At 73.1% G+C, this 17,723-nt stretch carries 18 protein-coding genes; 10 read left to right on the top strand and 8 right to left on the bottom strand.

Annotated elements, in window-relative coordinates; translation table 11 throughout:
- Positions 1-132: 132 nt before the first annotated feature.
- Positions 133-1,716, bottom strand: coding sequence for a sulfatase (locus AB0A74_RS39580; protein ID WP_358257892.1), 1,584 nt, complete (start codon positions 1,714-1,716; stop codon positions 133-135).
- A 54-nt stretch (positions 1,717-1,770) separates the two neighbouring features.
- On the opposite strand from AB0A74_RS39580, the gene AB0A74_RS39575 reads away from it, so the two are divergent.
- Positions 1,771-2,442 (top strand): dihydrofolate reductase family protein, encoded by a 672-nt coding sequence (locus AB0A74_RS39575; protein ID WP_358257890.1) that lies wholly within the window; start codon positions 1,771-1,773, stop codon positions 2,440-2,442.
- On the opposite strand, the gene AB0A74_RS39570 is transcribed toward AB0A74_RS39575, so the two are convergent.
- Together AB0A74_RS39570 and AB0A74_RS39565 are read right to left on the bottom strand one after the other, a co-directional pair.
- On the bottom strand, positions 2,424-2,825 hold the full coding sequence (locus AB0A74_RS39570; protein ID WP_358257888.1) for a DoxX family protein: 402 nt from the start codon (positions 2,823-2,825) through the stop codon (positions 2,424-2,426). The two genes, AB0A74_RS39575 and AB0A74_RS39570, sit on opposite strands and share 19 nt — an antisense overlap.
- Positions 2,818-3,558: a CDP-alcohol phosphatidyltransferase family protein gene (locus AB0A74_RS39565; protein ID WP_358257886.1), complete on the bottom strand. Its 741-nt coding sequence runs from the start codon at positions 3,556-3,558 to the stop codon at positions 2,818-2,820. Before AB0A74_RS39565 ends, AB0A74_RS39570 begins: the two co-directional genes overlap by 8 nt.
- A gap of 33 nt (positions 3,559-3,591) precedes the next feature.
- On the opposite strand from AB0A74_RS39565, the gene AB0A74_RS39560 reads away from it, so the two are divergent.
- Positions 3,592-4,551: a dehydrogenase gene (locus AB0A74_RS39560; protein ID WP_358257884.1), complete on the top strand. Its 960-nt coding sequence runs from the start codon at positions 3,592-3,594 to the stop codon at positions 4,549-4,551.
- Positions 4,548-5,222 (top strand): creatininase family protein, encoded by a 675-nt coding sequence (locus AB0A74_RS39555; protein ID WP_358257882.1) that lies wholly within the window; start codon positions 4,548-4,550, stop codon positions 5,220-5,222. The genes AB0A74_RS39560 and AB0A74_RS39555 overlap by 4 nt, the downstream gene beginning before the upstream one ends.
- On the opposite strand, the gene AB0A74_RS39550 is transcribed toward AB0A74_RS39555, so the two are convergent.
- Genes AB0A74_RS39550 through AB0A74_RS39535 form a run of 4 tightly spaced genes read right to left on the bottom strand, consistent with a single transcriptional unit; the run spans position 5,151 to position 8,180 of the window.
- Positions 5,151-6,026 (bottom strand): lysylphosphatidylglycerol synthase transmembrane domain-containing protein, encoded by an 876-nt coding sequence (locus tag AB0A74_RS39550; protein ID WP_358257880.1) that lies wholly within the window; start codon positions 6,024-6,026, stop codon positions 5,151-5,153. The two genes, AB0A74_RS39555 and AB0A74_RS39550, sit on opposite strands and share 72 nt — an antisense overlap.
- Positions 6,023-6,775, bottom strand: a complete 753-nt coding sequence (locus tag AB0A74_RS39545) for a class I SAM-dependent methyltransferase (RefSeq protein ID WP_358257878.1) — start codon at positions 6,773-6,775, stop codon at positions 6,023-6,025. The genes AB0A74_RS39550 and AB0A74_RS39545 overlap by 4 nt, the downstream gene beginning before the upstream one ends.
- Entirely contained in the window at positions 6,772-7,785 is a 1,014-nt protein-coding gene (locus AB0A74_RS39540) for a glycosyltransferase (RefSeq protein WP_358257876.1), read from the bottom strand. The genes AB0A74_RS39545 and AB0A74_RS39540 overlap by 4 nt, the downstream gene beginning before the upstream one ends.
- A complete protein-coding gene (locus tag AB0A74_RS39535; protein WP_358257894.1) occupies positions 7,782-8,180 on the bottom strand; it encodes a 6-carboxytetrahydropterin synthase in 399 nt (132 codons plus the stop codon). Before AB0A74_RS39535 ends, AB0A74_RS39540 begins: the two co-directional genes overlap by 4 nt.
- A 75-nt stretch (positions 8,181-8,255) precedes the next feature.
- Here AB0A74_RS39535 and ribA point away from each other — a divergent pair, with 75 nt between their 5' ends.
- Entirely contained in the window at positions 8,256-8,906 is a 651-nt protein-coding gene (gene ribA, locus AB0A74_RS39530; protein WP_358257874.1) for a GTP cyclohydrolase II, read from the top strand.
- A gap of 10 nt (positions 8,907-8,916) precedes the next feature.
- Here the strand turns inward: ribA and atpB are convergent, their stop codons facing one another.
- Positions 8,917-9,684 (bottom strand): F0F1 ATP synthase subunit A, encoded by a 768-nt coding sequence (gene atpB, locus AB0A74_RS39525; protein WP_358257872.1) that lies wholly within the window; start codon positions 9,682-9,684, stop codon positions 8,917-8,919.
- A gap of 179 nt (positions 9,685-9,863) precedes the next feature.
- Here atpB and AB0A74_RS39520 point away from each other — a divergent pair, with 179 nt between their 5' ends.
- The 6 genes from AB0A74_RS39520 (at position 9,864) to AB0A74_RS39495 (ending at position 17,622) form a co-directional block, all read left to right on the top strand.
- The gene (locus AB0A74_RS39520; protein WP_358257870.1) at positions 9,864-10,379 is read left to right on the top strand and encodes a GNAT family N-acetyltransferase; all 516 of its coding nucleotides are present in this window, start codon (positions 9,864-9,866) and stop codon (positions 10,377-10,379) included.
- A 214-nt stretch (positions 10,380-10,593) separates the two neighbouring features.
- Positions 10,594-11,340, top strand: a complete 747-nt coding sequence (locus AB0A74_RS39515) for an AfsR/SARP family transcriptional regulator (protein ID WP_358257868.1) — start codon at positions 10,594-10,596, stop codon at positions 11,338-11,340.
- 84 nt (positions 11,341-11,424) lie between these two features.
- Positions 11,425-11,616, top strand: a complete 192-nt coding sequence (locus tag AB0A74_RS39510; RefSeq protein ID WP_121218870.1) for a DUF6229 family protein — start codon at positions 11,425-11,427, stop codon at positions 11,614-11,616.
- Positions 11,617-11,622: 6 nt separating this feature from the next.
- Positions 11,623-14,457, top strand: a complete 2,835-nt coding sequence (locus tag AB0A74_RS39505) for a type 2 lanthipeptide synthetase LanM family protein (protein ID WP_358257867.1) — start codon at positions 11,623-11,625, stop codon at positions 14,455-14,457.
- A complete protein-coding gene (locus AB0A74_RS39500) occupies positions 14,454-16,313 on the top strand; it encodes an ABC transporter ATP-binding protein (protein ID WP_358257866.1) in 1,860 nt (619 codons plus the stop codon). The genes AB0A74_RS39505 and AB0A74_RS39500 overlap by 4 nt, the downstream gene beginning before the upstream one ends.
- On the top strand, positions 16,306-17,622 hold the full coding sequence (locus AB0A74_RS39495) for an FAD-binding oxidoreductase (protein ID WP_358257864.1): 1,317 nt from the start codon (positions 16,306-16,308) through the stop codon (positions 17,620-17,622). Before AB0A74_RS39500 ends, AB0A74_RS39495 begins: the two co-directional genes overlap by 8 nt.
- Positions 17,623-17,723: the final 101 nt, after the last annotated feature.

The following is a 17,723-nucleotide window of genomic DNA, read 5'->3' as shown; positions in this document are numbered from 1 at the left end:
TTCTCCGCAACCGGAAAAGCTGGTTGCGGAGAAGACCAAAGCGCGGTTGGGCTTCGCCCAGGCCGTACGGGGAACGAACCGAGGCCCTTCCTGTGGCTTGGCAGCCCTTCGGGAAGTGTGCCTGCGGTGTGGTTAGAAGGTTGCCAGGAAGTGGTTTCTGAAAGTGTCCATTGGCCATATTGGACTTGACTGGTGTGGTCGTAGGCCGTTGGTCCAATGCCAGGTGGTGGCTCGTTCGATCAGATGCGGGTCGCGGGTCACCAGGGTGATCGGGACGTCTCGGGACGTGCTTGCGCCGGTCACCACGTGGGCCGGCTGGTGGTCGCCCAGGAACAGCAGCACCAAGTCGTCGGTTCCGTACTCCTCCACGTAGGACACCAGCGTCTCTATCGAGTACTCCACCGACCGTCCGTAGTCGGCTCGGACCTGTTGTGGATCACGGCTGAAGATCGTGTCTGGAGCCGCCTCGCCCGAGGTCATCTCGTTGTAGACGGAACCGTCGCCCAGTGCGTTCCACGGGACCATTCGTGGTAGCGGGGACCAAGGTGCGTGGGACGTCACCAAAGGGATGGTGGCCATGACTGGGTCGTCGCCCTTCAATCGGGTGAATGCCGCCAACGTGAACTGGTCCGGTGTTGTCGCGTAGCCGAACCGCGGGCCCCGGTAGCCCAGGTCGTCCGCCGCGTAGACGCGGTCGTAGCCGAAGAACGCGCCTTCCGGCCACGCTCGGGTGATGCCCGGCATGACGCCGAGCGTCCGCCAACCCGCCCGCCGGAACGCCCCGTTCAGCGTCAACCGGTCGCTGCCCACCAACGTCCGGTACCGCTGCTGGTTGTCCACCCACAGCCCGGACAACAGGGTCGCGTGCGCGAGCCAGCTCCCGCCGCCGGCCGTCGGGGACGTCAAGTAGCCGCTGCGCGTCCCGAACCCGACCGCACCCAGCCGCCGCGTGCCCTCGTCCAACACGCGCGCCACGCCGGGGTCGTCCACCGCGACCCGACCGTAGCTCTCCACGAAGACCACAAGGACGTCCTTGCCGCGCAACGAGGGCAGCAGCCGGTCGCCGGGGACGTCCCGGAACGCGTCGACCGACGTCGCCTCCGCGAACGCCTCCCGGTCGGCCAACCCCGCCCGCACCTGCCGCGCGTGCTCGTAGACGAAAGCCGCCGTGCTGTCCGACGCCACCGGCGCCCCGGGCACGGCGAAGGTGATCCACACGACCGCCAACGCGGCCACCACCCGGGTCGTCACCACCCGCCGCCGCACGGCGATCCGGCTCACCCGCAGCGCCGCCAGCACGGTGAGTCCGACCAAGCCCAGGGCGACCGCCACGGCGACCACGACCGCCGCGCCGGCGGCGAGCGGGCCGGCCGTCACCGCCACGAAATCGACGGCGGGCTCGAACATCGGCCAGTCCAGCACCAGGTCGAACGGCCGGTACAGCACCAGGTCGAACCCGATGTCCAGCACCTTCACCACCACGACGACCCCGAGGGCGAACCCGCCGACCCCGGCCACCGCCCACCGCCACCGGCCCGGGACGACCAGCACGAGCATCACCCCGAGCAGGCCCTCCACCGGGACCCGCAGGAACGCGCTCGTCGTGAACTGGTCGAGGTCGTTCGGCGCGACCAGCGCGAACAGCACCAGCAGGGCCGCCGCCGCGCTCGCGGGACCGCGCCGCGCGCGTCCCGCCGGCAAGAACTCGTCCACCACCGGGACAACGCGAGTCGGGTGCACCCGGTTCAGCCCTTCCCCTACGGTGGGCGCGTGACCCGCCCCCACGTCCTGCTCAGCGTCGCCGTCAGCGTGGACGGCTACATCGACGACGGGTCCGCCGACCGGTTCCCGCTGTCCAACGCCGAGGACTTCGACCACGTCGACCGCCTGCGCGCCGAGTCCGACGCCGTCCTGGTCGGCGCGGAGACCCTGCGCCGCGACAACCCGCGCCTGCTCGTCTACAGCGCCGACCGCCGAGCCGACCGCGCCGCCCGCGGCGAGCCCGAGTACCCGCTCAAGGTCACCGTGACCAACAGCGGCGACCTCGACGCGGACCTCCTGTTCTGGCACTGCGGCGGGGACAAGCTCGTCTACACCACCGACCACGCCCGCCCCCGCGCCGAACGAGCGCTCGGCGACCTGGCGACCGTCGTCGCGCTCGGCGACCGCCTGGACTTCGGGCACCTGGTGGACGACCTCGGCGCGCGCGGCGTCGGGCGGCTGATGGTGGAGGGCGGTGGGCGCGTGCACACCGCCTTCCTCGCCGCCGGGTTGGCCGACGAGGTCCGCATCGCCGTCGCGCCCCTGTTGATCGGCCGGGCCGACGCGCCGCGCTTCCTGCACCCGGCCGACTTCCCGGGCGGTCCCGCGCGGCGCTTCCACCTCGCCGACGTGACCCGGCTCGGCGACGTCGCCGTCCTGCGCTACTTCCCGAAGACCTGAGCCGCCAAGGCCTTCACCGTGTCGCGCCGCAGCACCGCGACCACCAGCGCGACCAGGCCCAGCACCGCCGGCAGCTGAGCGCCCCGCGCACTGTCCAGGATGAACAGTTCCGTCGAGACCGCGCCGACCATCACCCCGAACAACCCCAGCGCCGCCACCCCGCACAGCCGGGGGAGCAGCAACCCGAGCGCGCCGGCGATCTCCAGCGCCCCGGTCACGTAGCGCAGCCACTGGCCGAAGCCGATGTCGTCGAACTTCTTCACGAACCCCTCCCCGAACAGCAGCCACCCGCTGTAGAGGAAGTAGGCGGCCAGCGCGAGCTGCAACGCCCACACGACGACGTTGCCCACCTTCACCGGAACCGACGCGGTCTGGTCAGACACGGGCACTTCCCTTCACCGGCGCGGCCCCCACGACCGCGCGAACCCTGTTCCGCCACAACCACCGCACGTCGCGGCCGAACGACCACACCAGGGCGGCCAGCGCCAGCGCCACCAGCGCCCACGCGAACGGCACCACCCCGGCGGCGGCGACCACCAGCAGGACGCCCTGCAGCGCCGCCACGGTCTTGCGCGCGAAGCTCGGCGGCAGCTCCCCGCGCAACCACGGCGCCACCCACGACGCCGCCACGAACAAGTACCGCATCACGCCGATCGCCAGCGCCCACGGCCCGAACACCAGCGCGGCGTGCACGCTGAGCACCAGGATCAGGAACGCGTCGACCTCCATGTCGAACCGCGCGCCCAACGCCGAGGCCGTGCCCGTCCGGCGGGCCACCCGGCCGTCCACGAAATCGCCGACCAGCGCGACCGCCGCCAGGCCGACCACCACGGCGGGCGCGGCGGTCTGGTCGGCGACCAGGGCGGTCACCGCGCCCACCAACAGGCCGCGGGCCAGCGTCACGCGGTCGGCGGGCCCCGGCGCGCGGGCCCCGGCGCGCGCCATCGCCGCACCCAGCAGCACCCACGTGGCCAACCCGTAGGCCAGGCCGGCGAGCCAGCCCGCGCCGCCCAACCCGACCGCGCCGTCGAGCGCGGCGAGCAGGAGGACCTGGCCGCCCGCCCACGCGGCCTGTTCCGGGACGGCCGGCGCGGCGGTGTGCTGAAGTGTGCTCATCGTGCCCCTCGGTCGGTTTTCGGAGGTTGCTGGATGACACGCTCCGCGAGGGCGGTTTGGTTCACCGGACCGGGCGACAGCGAGATCCGCCCGGTGGACGTGCCCGACCCCGGACCCGACGACGTGCTGGTCCGGACGCTGTTCAGCGGCGTCAGCCGGGGCACCGAGACGCTCGTCCTGCACGGCGGGGTGCCGGCGAACCAGCACGCGGTGATGCGCGCCCCGTTCCAGGAGGGCGACTTCCCGTGGCCGGTGAAGTACGGCTACCTCAACGTCGGCGTGGTCGAGCAAGGCCCGCCGGACCTGCTCGACCGGCCGGTGTTCTGCCTCTACCCGCACCAGACGCACTACGTGGTCCCCGCGTCCGCCGTGACCCCGCTGCCGCCGACCGTGCCGCCGGAACGGGCGGTGCTCGCGGGCACCGTCGAGACCGCCGTGAACGCCCTGTGGGACGCCCGTCCGCTGGTCGGCGACCGGGTCGCGGTGGTCGGCGGCGGCATGGTCGGGTGCGCGGTGGCCGCCCTGCTGGCCGGCTTCCCCGGCGTGCGGGTGCAGCTCGTGGACACCGACCCGGCCCGCGCGTCCGTCGCCGACGCCCTCGGGGTCGGGTTCGCCCAGCCCGCGGCCGCCCGCGCCGGCCTCGACCTGGTCGTGCACGCCAGCGCGGCCGAGGCCGGCCTGGAGACCGCGCTCGGGCTGCTCGCGCCGGGCGGCACGGTGGTGGAGCTGAGCTGGTACGGGTCGCGGCGGGTCGCCGTGCCGCTGGGGGAGCACTTCCACTCGCGGCGGCTGACCGTGCGCGGCAGCCAGGTCGGCACCCTCGCCCGCCCGGACCGCACGTTCGGCGAACGCATGGCCCTGGCCCTGGACCTGCTCGCCGACGCCCGGTTCGACGCGCTGATCAGCGGCGAGACCGCGTTCGAGGACCTGCCCGCCGTGCTGGCCCACCTGCCCGCGCTGTGCCGGCGCGTTCGGTACGGTGCCGGGACATGATCACCCTGGCGACGACCGAGGACGTCCGGGCGCGCGGCGCGGCGGTCGCGGTGCTCCCGGTGGGCAGCTTCGAGCAGCACGGCCCGCACCTGCCGCTGGCCACCGACACGCTCATCGCGTGCGCCATCGCCCGGGGGCTCGCCGACGCCTACCCGGTCCAGCTGCTGCCGCCGATCACCATCTCCTGCTCCCACGAGCACGCCGACTGGCCCGGCACGGTCAGCATCTCGGCGCGCACCCTGCACTCGGTCATCATGGACGTGGCCGAGTCCCTCCCCGGTCTCCCGCTGGTCATCGTCAACGCCCACGGCGGCAACTACGTGCTGTCCAACGTGGTGCAGGAGTCGCGGCGGATGGCGCTCTACCCGACCTCGGCGGACTGGGCGGAGGCGCGCGCGGCGGCCGGCGTCGAGACCCCGTCGGCCACCGACATGCACGCGGGCGAGATCGAGACGTCGATCCTCCTGCACGTCCACCCCGAGGTCGTCCGCCCCGGGTTCGAGACCGCCGACCACGTCGCCGACGACCGGCGGCACCTGCTGACCACCGGGATGGCGGCCTACACGTCGTCGGGCGTGGTCGGCCGGCCGTCCCGCGCGTCAGCCGACAAGGGCCGGGACCTGCTCGCGGCGCTGGTCGGCGGCTTCGCGCGGCACCTGGCGACGCTGTAGCAGCGGGACGACCCCGGGCAGGGCCGCCGCGAACGCCAGCACCCCGTAGACCACGGCGGTGGTGACGCCCGGCGCCGCGCCCAGCCCGGTCGCGCCGAACGCCACCGCCAAGAACGCCTCGCGCGGCCCGAACCCGCCGACGTTGACCGGGATCGCCATCACCACCAGCGCCGACAGGGCCAACGGGACCAGTTCGCCGAGCGGGGCCGACACCCCGGCCGTCCGGGCGGCGACCAGGAACAACGTCACGTGGCCGGCGGTGGTGGCGGCGGAGAACCCGACCACCCGTGCCGACAGCACCCGCCTGGCCCGCCGCGACAGGCCGAGGGCGACGACTCCCGCGACCACTCCGCCGATCACCACGTGCCGTCCCGGCATCCCGGGCACGTCGAGCGGCCACAGCGCCAGGGCGGCCACCGCGGCGACCACCAGCACGACCTGACCGGCGACCCGCTCGACCACGACGGCCCGCAGGCCCCGCTTGACGTCCCCGGCTTCGCGCCCGTGCTCGACCGCCCGGTGCACGTCCCCGAGGACCCCGGCAGGCAGCACGGCGTTGAGGAACAGGCCCCGGTAGTAGTCGCCGACCGCCGTGCGGACCTCGATCGCCAACCCCATCCCGCGCGCCACCTCGCACCACCGCAAGGCGCTGAACAGCGTGGTCACGGCTCCGATGAGCAGCGCCGCCCCGACCGACCACCACTCGACGGCCCGGACCCCGTCCAGGAACGCGCCCGCGCCGACCTTGGCCGCCAACGCCCCCAGCACCACGACCGCCAGGCCGACCCGCACGACGCCTTTCACGGCACCGCCAAGAGGTCCACGTGGTGCACCACGGCCCGTGCCGCCTGCCGTCGCCGCAGGTACGCCTCCGCCTCGCCGGTCAGCCCGGGTTCCTGCTCGCACGCCGCCTCCACCCACCCGCGCACCCACTCCCGGCTCAACGCGCCCGGCCCGAGCCGCCAGGGGCTGGGCCGGGTCTGCACCGACGCGCCCAGCCGTTCGAACGCCTCGACGGCCACCGCCGCCGCGTCCGGCCCCAGCAGCCCGGCCCGCCGCTGGTGGGCGTTGAAGGCGTCCTGGAAGCGGGCGTCGAGCGGCTCGGCCGGGTCCAGTTCGACCCGACCCACGACCGACAGCGTGAACAGCGCGGGCACACCGGCTCCTACGCAGGCGGCGACCAACGCGTTCACCTGGTCGCGCGTGAGCAGGTCCAGCAACGCCGACGCGGTCACCAGCGACGCGCCCGCCAGGTCCGCGGCGCGCAACGCGGTCAGGTCGCCCAGCCGCGTCTCGACCGTCACGCCGCTCAAGGACGCACCCGCCAGGTCCAGCAGGCGCGGGTCGCGGTCGTGCAGCACCCAGTGCTGCGCGCCGCCGAGCCGCGCGGAGAGCCACCGCCCCATCGATCCGGTTCCACACCCCAGGTCACGGATGACGGGCACGCCGCGGTTCACCACCAGGGCGCGCGCCCGGTCGGCCAGCTCGGTCGAACGTGCTTGCGCGTCGGCGTCTTCCCGCAGGGCCAGCCACTCGGGCGCGAATCCGGTCATGCGCGCAGACTAGCCAGCACCACCCCTACGCCCGTGACCGTTTCGTCCCATGTGGACAGCTCGGCACGCCGTGCCGCCGCCGCCGCGCGCAGCCGGACCCGCAGGTCGGCGTCCTCGAACCACCGGCGCAGCGCCGCGGACCACGCCGGCACGTCACCGCCGGGCAGCAGCAGGCCGCCGGTCCCCAGCGCGTCCGGCGCCGCACTGGCCATGACCGGGACGCCGCGCGCCAGCGCCTCGGTCACCACCATCCCGTAGGTCTCGGCCCGCGAGGCCAGCACGAACAGGTCGGCGGCGGCGTACTGCCGCTCCAGCGCGTCCCCGGACAGCGGTCCCGTCCACTCGAACCGGTCCGCACAGGACCCCGCCGACTCCCGGACGGCGGTCGAGTACGCCGAATCCGGCGCGGGCCCGACGACCGCGCAGGTCCACGGGTGGTCCGAGACCGCCGTCAGCGCCTTGATCAGCACGTCGTGGCCTTTGCGTGGGGTGATCGACGCGACGGTGAGCAGCCTCGACACCCCGTCGGTGCCGGGTGCCAGGGCCGCCCGGTCAACCCCGGGCGGCACCACGTGCACCGGGGACAGCCCGTGGTGTTCGGCCAGGCGGGTTCCGGCGGCCGGGCTGGTGGCGATGACCGCCGCCGCCGCGCGCAGGCACCGGCCCTCGGCGGCGTCCAGGCGGGCGGCCACCTCGGCGGGCAGCCCCGTTTCCTCGGCCAGCGGCAGGTGGACCAGGACGGCCACCTTGAGCCGCTCGGCGTGGGGCGCCACGACCTCGGGGACGCCGCACGCGACGAGACCGTCGATCAAGACGACCGCGCCGTCCGGAACGGCGTGCAGGGCCCGGTCCAGGCGGGCCCGGGCGTTGTCGTCGGGGTGCGGCCAGGCGCCGGGGACCAGCACGTCCCGCAGGCCCAAACCGGCCGACACCCGCCGGTCGTAGACGTTCCCGCCGCTGGGCGCGGCCGGGTCGTCCACGCCGGCGGGCAGCACGAACCAGCAGGTCACAGGGCCCGCTCGTAGCTCGCCCAGGCCACGTGCGACTCGTGCAGGGTGACCTCGATCCCGCTGAGCCCGAGCGCTCCCGGGCCCAACGCGCCGTCGTGGACGCGGTCGGCGAGCCTGTCGGCGATGTGCCGGGCGAGGAACTCGGTCGAGGTGTTGATCCCGGCGAACTCGGGCACGTCGTCGAGGTTCCGGTAGTTCAGTTCCGCCAGCACCGCGCCCAGTTCGCGGGTGGCCAGTCCGATGTCGACCACGATGCCGTCCGGGTCGAGGTCCGGTCGTGTGAACCGAGCGTCCACCACGAACGTTGCTCCGTGCAGGCGTTGCGCCGGACCGAACACCTCGCCGCGGAAGCTGTGGGCGACCATCACGTGGTCGCGGACGGTGATGCTGAACAGGGTGACCTCCACGAGGTGAGCGGGTTACGGTGCAACCACGCCCGAGCGTAACGACCGCGCGGACGAAGGGACCGGATGCACGAGCAGGCTTTCCGCGACGAGGACGTCGCCGAGTCCGACCTGGTGACACGCAGGGGGACGTTCCGAGCCGTGGCGTTCCGCGCCGACGGCCACGAGCACATGGCCCTGGTGCACGGCAAGACGAGGATGCGGGAACACGTGCTCGTGCGCGTGCACTCCGAGTGCATGACCGGTGACATCTTCGGCGCGATGCGGTGCGAGTGCGGCGACCAGTTGGACGCCGCGCTGGACAACATCGTCCGCGAGGGCAACGGGGTCCTGGTGTACCTGCGGGGGCACGAGGGACGCGGCATCGGGTTGGTGGAGAAGGTGCGGACGCACGTCCTGCAGGACGAGCGCGGCCTGGACACCCTGGACTCCGCGACCGCCCTGGGCCTGCCGGTGGACGTGCGCGACTACACGCCGGCGGCGCGGGTGTTGCGCCACCTGAGGGTCCAGTCGGTCCGGCTGATGTCCAACAACCCGGACAAGATCAAGGCGTTGGAGCACCACGGCATCCGGGTGACCGCCAGGGTCCCGTTGCTGGCCCCGCCGAACCCCCACAACATCGGCTACCTGGCGGCCAAGCGCGACCGCCTGGGTCACGACCTGCCCCAACTGGACGACGCCGCCGACGCCGGAGCCCCCGGGCGGCTGTCGAGCTGACCGGCCGCGGTCAGTGGTCGGAGGCGAGGGAGCGGCTGATGTAGTGGGCGCTGAGCGTGGCGAAGATGTACGCCTGCAACACCTGGATGAACGCTTCCAGCAGGGTGATGCCGATGGCGAACAGGAAGCTGATCAACGACACCGGCTTGAGCAGCGGTCCCGCGTGCAGCAGCAGGAATTCGCCGCCCAGCACGAACACCATGACCAGCAGGTGGCCCGCGAACATCGCCGCGAACACCCGGATGGCCAACGTGAGCGGGTCGAAGAAGAATTTCAGGATGACTTCCGTGGGGATCAGCAGACCCCACAGCACCGGTTTCGGCACACCCGGCACGATGAACTGGTTGCGCAGGTAACCCTTCAGGCCGTGCCGCTTGATGCCCACGTAGTGGTACACCGGGAACACCAGGAGGAAAGCCAGCGCCATCGGGAAACCGATGTGGGCCATCGTCGGGAACTGCACCAGCGGGACGATGCCGAAGATGTTGTTCACCAGCACGAAGCAGAACAGCGTGAGGATGAACGGCACGTACGGTTGGAAGTCCTGCGCGCCGATGCGTTCCCGCGCGATGGTGTTGCGGCCCAGGTCGTAGACCGACTCGGCGGCGAACTGGAACCGGCCCGGCACCAGCGCGAGCTTCCGGGTGGCGACCAGGAAGAATGCGGCGATGATCACCACCGAGAGCACGACGAGCACCATCGGTTTGGTGACCCACCCGAAGATCGCGGGTGGGAAGAAGTCCGCCACGCCGGGCGGAGTGAAGGTGTTGTCGGCCATTGGGCGTTCCCCCCGTCCAAGGTCTTGACGTGGACCTTACCGGACCGCCTTTCGTCGCACACAAGGGGGTTCGGCGGATTTCGCGAATGGCGATCGAAACCTCCCGCGGGGTGAGGTCCGCGAGATGTTTTCCATTCGAGGGGTACAGTCGCGTTGGACCGACCGGGTGAACGAGGGGGATGGCTGTGGAGATCCGTCGGGGTGGCTTGGCCGACCTGGAGCCGGTGCTGGCGATGCTGGACGGCGCGGTGGAGTGGTTGGGCGCGGAGGGGCGCACGGGGCAGTGGGGGACCGAGCCGTGGTCCACCAACCCGGACCGGGTCGAGAAGATCACCGCCAAGCTGCGCGACGAGACCGTGTGGATCGCGGAGGTGGACGGGGAGCCGGCGGGCGCGCTGACCCACTCGGAGCGGCCGATGGAGTACGTGCCGCGGGTCGAGGAGCCGGAGCTCTACATCCGGCTGCTGGTGACCTCTCGCGAGCACAAGGGCAAGGGCGTCGGCAGCGCGCTGCTCGACCACGCCCGTGCGCAGGCGCGGGCCCAGGGCGTCGACCTGGTCCGCGTGGACTGCTACGCCGGCGGTGACGGTCGGCTCGTGGAGTACTACAAGCGCAACGGTTTCCAGCCCGTCGAGACCTTCCTGGTCGGCCAGTGGCCGGGGCAGCTGTTGGCCGACCGGGTGGGACGCCACTGAGTGACCGCTCGTGCACGCGGTGTTTTCGTTGCGGCACAGTGGTTTTCGATCCCGGTTGAGCCGGACGGCCATGGCCTGATGGGCCGGTCGGGTGTGCGGAAACCGTTGGTGCTTCGCGCATCCGCAGTGTCGGGACGTCCGGGGTCGCGCGCTGCCCGGAGCGGGCCGGATCGTCGCCAATCCTGGGGGGACCCGAGCGGTCTGAGGAGTGGCGATGGCGGTCCTGGTGTTGGGGCGGCCCGCGGTGCGGGGCGGTGGTGTCACGCGGCACCCGGCGCGGCGGATGGTGCGGATCCTGTTGGGGGTGCTGGCGGTCCGGGCCAACCGGGCGCTGCCGCTGGAGTGGGTGGTCGACGCGCTGTGGCCGGACAAGCCGCCGCCGTCGGCCGCCGCGAACGTCCGAACGCACCTGGCGGAGCTGCGCCGCATCCTGGCCAACCTCGCGCCCGGCGGGCCGTGCATCGTCACCTCCCGCGACGGGTACGTGCTGGCCGCCGCGCCGGACGCCGTGGACGTGACGCGGTTCCAGCGGCTGGTGCGGGAAGGGCGTGAGCTGCGCGCGCACGGCGAGAACGCCGCCGCCGCGCACTCGTTGGAGCACGCGGTGGGGTTGTGGCGCGGCCCGGTGATGGCCGGGTTGCCGGTGCCGGACGTGGTGCGGCCGGACGTGACCGTGCTGGAGGAACAACGGGTCTGCGCCATCGAGGACCTCGCGGAGGTCCGCCTGGCGCTGGGGTGGCAGGCCGAGCTGGTCGCCGCGCTGGCGGGCCTGGTGGTCGAGCACCCGTTGCGGGAACGGCTGTGGCGGCTCCTGGTGGCCGCGCTGGCCGCGTCCGGTCGGCGCAGCGAAGCCCTGGCGGTGTACCGCAGGTTGGTCCGGGTGCTGGAGGTGGAGTTGGGCGTGGCGCCCAGCGCCGCCACGACGTCGCTGTACGAAGCGGTCCGCGACGGGCGCGCCTGAGCGCCGGGCGACCGACTCCGCGTGTGCGCTCCCGTGTGCATCCCATTTCTACACTCGCCGCTCCTGTCCACGGAAGGAGTTCGGATGACGACCGCACTGCTCGAAAGCGCCGAGGAACTGGTGGCCCGCTGGCGCGCGGGGCTGGACGACGTCGACAACCCGGCCGGCCCGCTGTTCGCCAACGGTGAGTTCGCCGAGGGCGACATCGTGGCGTGCAACCCGCCCGGCAGCCGCTGTTCGTCCTGTACGGCGTCCCGTCCGGTGTACTGCTGCTGACCGGACATGACTGGTGACGAGGTCGGCGAACTCGACCGGACCCTGGATTGGCTGATCGGTCCCGCGGTGGACCGGTTGGCCCGCTGCCTGGCCGAGGTCGCCGACCTCGGCGCCGCCGAAGCGGGCGCCGTGCTCGCCGCGACCCGCGACGTGCTGCTGGACGTGGTGCGGCGCAAGGTGATCCGCGTGCTCGTGCTGGAACTGAACGCCGCCCGCGTCACCGGCCGGCTGCGCGCGCCGGACCCGGCGGGCCGCTGGTCGGAGTTCCTGGACACCGCCGCGCGGCCCGCGTTCTGGCATGACCTCACCCGCCACTACCCGAACCTGGTCACCCGCCTGCGCGCCACCGTCGACAACCGGGTCGACGCGATCCACACGATGGTCCGGCGGTTCGCCGCCGACCGGCACCGCCTCGACGCGCTGCTGGAGGCCGAGGCGGGCGAGCTGCTCAAGGTGGAGTTCGGCGCGGGCGACAGCCACCACGGCGGCCACACCGTGACCCTCGTGCACTGCACCGGCGGCACGGTCGTCTACAAGCCCCGGCCGATGCAGGTGGACGAACGCCTGGCCGGGTTGCTGGCCGTGCTGACCGACGGCGACGAGCACCCGATCCGCGTGCCCGGGGCGCTGGTGCTCGACGGGTACGGGTGGGCCGAGCACGTGGCGCACCGGTACTGCGCCTCCGCGGCCGAGCTGGACCTGTTCTACCGCAACCTGGGGCACTGGCTGGCCGTCATGCGCCTGGTCGCGGGCACGGACCTGCACGCGGAGAACATCATCGCCTGCGGTCCGGTGCCGGTCGTGGTGGACTGCGAGAGCGTCTTCACGCCCCGGCCGCCGCACCCGCCGACCGGCGCGGGCGAGGCCACCGACCTGGTCGCCGAGCAGCTCAACGGGACCGTCCTGCGCACCGGTCTGCTGCCCGGCCGCGGCGCGGGCCTGGGGTGGCGCGGCGTGGACGGCTCGGCAATGGGCGGCCTGCCCGGCGAGCAGCCCGACATCGGCCTGCCCGACCTGGTGGGCGCGGGCACCGACTCCGCGCGCGTGGCGATCGTGCCGTCCCAGCCGCCGCCGACCCGCAACCTGCCCAGCCCGCAGCCCCGCCTGGCCCGCCACTGGCCGCGCGTCGTGGCCGGGTTCGACGAGATGGCCGGCCGCATCACGGCGCTGGACGGGGCGGGCCGGCTGGAACCGCTGCTGGCCGGCTTCGCCGACTGCGTGGTGCGGGTGATCGTGCGGGACACCGAGTCCTACACCGAGCTGGCGCGGATGCTGTGGCACCCGGCCGGCTTGCACGACCAGGAGGCGGCTGAGCGCAAGGCGCGGGCGCTGCTGGCACGGCACTCGATCAACACGCGCGGGCCGGGCGACCCGGACGTGCACGCGGCCGAGGTCGCGGAGCTGCTCGTGGGCGACATCCCGGTGTTCACCACGACGCCCGCCGAGGGCTGGCTGCACACGCCGGGCGGCCTGGTGTGCGGTCCGCGGGTGGACCAGGTGGCGCTGGCCCTGCACAACTGGCGGACGGCGGACTTCGCGCTGGAACGCCGGGTCACGCACGCGGCCCTGGTCAGCGCCTACCTCAACCAGGGCGCCGAACCCGATCTCCGGCGCATGTCCGCCGGCGTCGATCAGTCCGACGTGGACGTTCGACGGCGGCGGTTGGCGGCGCGGTTGATGGGCGAGCTGTCGGCGGAGGCGGTGCGCGGGAGTGACGGCACGGCCACGTGGTTCGCGCCGATCCTGGACCGATCCGGTTGGCAGACCACACCGTTGACGCCGGACCTGTACGGCGGGACGTTGGGCGTGGCGGTGCTGCTGGCCGCGTACGGGCGGGAGGTGTCGGCGGGGCGCGCCGACGCCGTCGAGGGTGTGCCAGAACTGCTGGACGGCACCGTGCGCACGGCCCGGTTGACGCAGAAGTGGTGGGCGGCGCAGGCGGAGCACACGCGTCGGCGGCCCGACCCCGCGGGCGGGTACATCGGCCTCGGTTCGCAGATCTGGTGCTGGCTGACCCTGGACCGGCTGGGGCTGGACTGCGTGGAGGACGCGCTGTTCCTGGCCCGGCAGGTGCCCGCCGCGCTGGACGCGAGCGAAGGCCCCGACCTGGTGGTCGGCACGGCCGGGGCGATCGTGCCGTTGCTGGCGCTGGCCGAGCGGACGGGCGATGCGCGGTGGACCGCGTTGGCGTTGCGAGCCGGCGACAAGCTCGCCGAGGACGCGGTGCGTGACGGGGGCGTCGTGCGGTGGCCCGCGCCGAACTTCCCGGGCGGGATCGGCGGGTTCGCGCACGGGGCGACCGGGATCGGGTGGGCGTTGGCCCGACTGGGCGCCGCGACGGGGGAGCGCCGGTTCGACGGGCTCGTGGCAGGCGCGGCGGCGTTCGAGGAGACCTGGTACAGCGCGGAACGGCAAGCGTGGATGGACCCGCGCGAGCCGGACACCGTCGCGGCGGCCTGGTGCCACGGCGCGATCGGCGTCGGGCTGGCGGCGGCCGACGTGCCGGCGCTGGCCGAGCGGGAGGTGTTGCGGCGGGCCGCGTTCTCGGCGTGGCGGGACGGCCTGGGCTGGACGCACACGCTGTGCCACGGTGACACCGGCGTGTGGGAGCTGCTCACGACCGCGCTGGCCGCCGGGGTCGGCCCCGAAGGGCTCGACCGGGCGACGCTGGACGCCACCGTGCTGGGCAGCCTGGAGGCCAACGGCGTCACCACGGGTCTGGCGCGCGAGGTGTACTCGCCGAGCATCATGTCCGGGTCGGGCGGGGTGGCCTACCAGTTGCTGCGCATGCACCCGGAGTGCGACCTGCCGTCCGTGCTGCTGCCGGGCGGGGCCGGATGAGCGAACCCGATCCGCGCGACGGCAACCTGGTCACCCCGCACTGGCAGCTGGACGACTCGGCGGCCACCCGGCGCAGCCTGCGCGGCGTGCCGGCGGCCACCTGGCCGGTGCTGGGCACGATCTGGCGGGCCGCGCCCGGTGCGGCGGTGGCGGTCGCGGTCATGCAGGTCGTGTCGGGGCTGGCGGCGGCGTTCGGGCTGTTCGCGACCACCGGCGTGCTGACGGAGCTGCTGGCGTCCGGGCCGACGACCGAGCGGGTGGTCGCCGCGCTGCCCGACCTGCTGCTGGTGGGCGCCGCCTTCGGGTTGCGCGGCGCGATGGACGTCGGCGTCGCGCTCGCCCACGCCCGGATCACGCCGTCCGTGCGGCGCGTCGCCGAGGAACGCCTGTACGCGGCGAGCCTGGGCGCGGACCTGGCCGCGTTCGACGACTCCGAGTTCTACGACCGGATGCACCGCGCCCGGGACCGGGGCTTGTTCTTCCTGGAACGCGCGGCGGACAACCTGGTCGAGCTGGTCGGGTCGTTGATCGGGATCGCGGCGGCGGCGGGGAGCCTGGCGCTGCTGCACCCGGTGCTGCTGCCGGTGTTGCTGTTGGCGGTGCTGCCGGACGGGTGGGCGGTGCAGCGGGCGGCGAGGCTGGCGTACGCGAGCGTGGGCCGCACGGTCGTGCTGGACCGGCGGGTGCAGATGGTGTCCGACCTGGCGACCGAACGCGAGCCGGCCGCGGAGATCCGGGCGTACCAGGCGGAACCGTTCGTGCTCGACGAGTACCGGGTGGCGGCGGACCCGTTGCGCGACGAGGACGTCCGGCTGGCGACCGCGCAGGCACGGGTGCGCGGGGTCGGGCGGGCGTTGGCCGGGCTGGGGCTGGCGGTGACGTACGTGGTGCTGGGGTTGCTGGTGCGCTACGAGTGGGTGCCGTTGGCCGTGGCGGGCACGGCGGTGATCGCGATCCGGGTGGCGACGACCGCGCTCAACCGGTTGGTGCTGGCGGCCAACCAGTTGGTGGAGCAGGGCATGTACGTCGCCGACTACCAGGAGTTCCTGGCGTCGGCGCGGCGTCCGGCTGATCGGCCCGAGGTGGGCTTGGACCCGAGCCGTGTGCGCTTGGAGGGCGTTTCGTTCGCTTATCCGGGGAGTGGGCGCGTCGCGGTCGACGGCATCACGTTGAGCATCGAACCGGGGGAGACCGTGGCCCTGGTCGGGGAGAACGGCTCGGGGAAGACGACGTTGGCGAAGCTGATCGCCGGTCTCTACGCGCCGACGTCCGGTCGGGTGCTCTGGGGTGCGCAGGACATCGCGGAGGCCGACCGGTCCAGCGTGGCGTCCCAGGTGATGATGGTCTTGCAGGACCCGGTCCGCTGGCCCCACACCGCGCGGGTGAACGTCCGCGTCGGGCGGCATTCGCGGGCGGACCCGGACGGGGTGGCGGTGAAGCAGGCGGCGGGCCAGGCGGGGGCCGACGTGGTGGTGGACGGGCTGCCCGCCGGGTGGGAGACGTTGCTGTCCAAGCAGTTCCGGGGCGGGGTGGAGCTGTCGGGTGGCCAGTGGCAGCGGCTGGCGGTGGCCCGCGGCCTGTACCGCGACGCGCCGCTGCTGATCTGGGACGAGCCGACCGCGCCCTTGGACGCCAAGGCGGAGTTCGCGGTGTACGAGTCGCTGCGGGCGCTGGCGGAGGACCGGACGGTCGTGCTGATCACCCACCGGTTGGCGAGCGTGCGGCACGCGGACCGGATCTTGTTGCTGCACGAGGGGAAGCTGGTCGAGCAGGGGACGCACGCGGAGTTGTTGGCGTCGGGTGGGCGGTACGCGGACCTGTACGAGTTGCAGAGCCGGATGTACGCCGATGCCTGATGTGGCGTACCCGGGTGACGAGCGGTACGAGTCGTGCCGCAGCCAGTTCATCGGCCGTCCGGCGGAGGTGTTGCCGCGGGCGGTGGCGTTGTGCGAGGGGGCGTCGGACGTTGTCGAGGCGCTGGCGTGGGCGCGTGCCGAGGGGTGGCCGTTCGCCGTGCGGGGTGGCGGGCACAGCAATGCCGGCTATTCGAGTACCAGCGGGTTGTTGATCGCCCTGTCGCCGGGTGGTGCGGTCGAGGTGGCCGGGTCGTCGGTGACGGTGGGGGCCGGGGTGCGGGTCGGTGCGGTGGCGGCTGCCCTGGGGTCGCGGGTGCTGCCGGCGGGATCGTGCCCGTCGGTGGGTGTGGTGGGCGCGGCGTTGGGAGGTGGGTTCGGCAGTCATGGGCGGTTGCACGGGTTGACGTGCGACTCGTTGGCGGGGGCGGAGGTCGTGCTGGCGGGTGGGGAGGTCGTGCACACCGACGACGAGCCGGAACTGCTGTGGGCGTTGCGCGGGGCCGGGGGCGGGAACTTCGGGGTGGTGACCCGGGCGACCTTCCGGACGTACGAGGCGGGACCGCGGGTGCACTTCCGGCTGGAGTGGCCGTTCGAGCGGGCGGCGGAGTTGATCAGGTGGTGGCAGGGGTGGGCCCCGTTCGCGGAGGACGCGATGTCGGCGGAACTGGTGCTGCTGTGCCCGCAGTACCCGGAGGAGGACCCGGTGGTGCTCCTGGTCGGGGCCGGCCCCGGTGTGCCGGAGTGCCCGGAGCCGGCCGTCGCGGAGGTCGTGGAGGTGTCCGCCGAGGACGCGGGGGTGCTGCACGCGACCCCGTACTCGGCGGTGTCGCGTGACCCGACCAGCATTCCGTTGGTGTCCGAGCGGCCGGGGATGTCCACGGCGAAGACGGGATTCTTCGGGCGACCGTTGCCGGAGGAGGCGGTGGCGGAACTGCTGGGCCACTTCGTGGCGAGGCGGGCGATGGGCGAGTTGAGAGAGGTGTCGTTCACGCCTTGGGGCGGAGCTTACGCGCGGGCCGAGAATGGAGCTTTCGCTCACCGCGCTGCTATGTTCCTGGTGAAGCACACGGTGCTGGTGGGCCCAGGCGGTGCGGCCAGGCGCGCGGACGAGGTGCTGAATTGGCTCGCCACCAGTTGGAACATCCTCCACCCGTGGGGCACAGGCGGCGTCTACCCCAACTTCCCCGATCCAGACCTACAAGACTGGCTGACGGCCTACTACGGCGACCATGTGGAACGACTGAGGGCCGCGAAGCGCAGGTACGACCCACGGAACGTCTTCAGATTCGCCCAATCGATCCCGCCGTAGGGCCTCGTGAGGTCACACCCCAACCCGGGCTTCTTGCTTGTGTCATCTCCGTATGGCCTGCCCGAAGGGCTACCACACTTTCCCGGGGTTGGGCCAAAAAG

The organism is Saccharothrix sp. NPDC042600, assembly GCF_040647305.1.
GTDB classification, from domain to species: Bacteria; Actinomycetota; Actinomycetes; order Mycobacteriales; family Pseudonocardiaceae; genus Actinosynnema; species Actinosynnema mutabilis.
The sequence above is the reverse complement of the archived record's forward strand: the minus strand, read 5'-3'. Positions and strand labels throughout refer to the sequence as shown.

Bases quoted from the DNA above. Each gene is read 5' to 3' on its own strand.
- AB0A74_RS39565 (WP_358257886.1), bottom strand. From the start codon at position 3,558: ATGAGCACACTTCAGCACACCGCCGCGCCGGCCGTCCCGGAACAGGCC.
- AB0A74_RS39560 (WP_358257884.1), top strand. From the start codon at position 3,592: ATGACACGCTCCGCGAGGGCGGTTTGGTTCACCGGACCGGGCGACAGC.
- AB0A74_RS39555 (WP_358257882.1), top strand. From the start codon at position 4,548: ATGATCACCCTGGCGACGACCGAGGACGTCCGGGCGCGCGGCGCGGCG.
- AB0A74_RS39545 (WP_358257878.1), bottom strand. From the start codon at position 6,775: ATGACCGGATTCGCGCCCGAGTGGCTGGCCCTGCGGGAAGACGCCGAC.
- ribA (WP_358257874.1), top strand. From the start codon at position 8,256: ATGCACGAGCAGGCTTTCCGCGACGAGGACGTCGCCGAGTCCGACCTG.
- atpB (WP_358257872.1), bottom strand. From the start codon at position 9,684: ATGGCCGACAACACCTTCACTCCGCCCGGCGTGGCGGACTTCTTCCCA.
- AB0A74_RS39520 (WP_358257870.1), top strand. From the start codon at position 9,864: ATGGCTGTGGAGATCCGTCGGGGTGGCTTGGCCGACCTGGAGCCGGTG.
- AB0A74_RS39515 (WP_358257868.1), top strand. From the start codon at position 10,594: ATGGCGGTCCTGGTGTTGGGGCGGCCCGCGGTGCGGGGCGGTGGTGTC.
- AB0A74_RS39510 (WP_121218870.1), top strand. From the start codon at position 11,425: ATGACGACCGCACTGCTCGAAAGCGCCGAGGAACTGGTGGCCCGCTGG.
- AB0A74_RS39505 (WP_358257867.1), top strand. From the start codon at position 11,623: ATGACTGGTGACGAGGTCGGCGAACTCGACCGGACCCTGGATTGGCTG.
- AB0A74_RS39500 (WP_358257866.1), top strand. From the start codon at position 14,454: ATGAGCGAACCCGATCCGCGCGACGGCAACCTGGTCACCCCGCACTGG.
- AB0A74_RS39495 (WP_358257864.1), top strand. From the start codon at position 16,306: ATGCCTGATGTGGCGTACCCGGGTGACGAGCGGTACGAGTCGTGCCGC.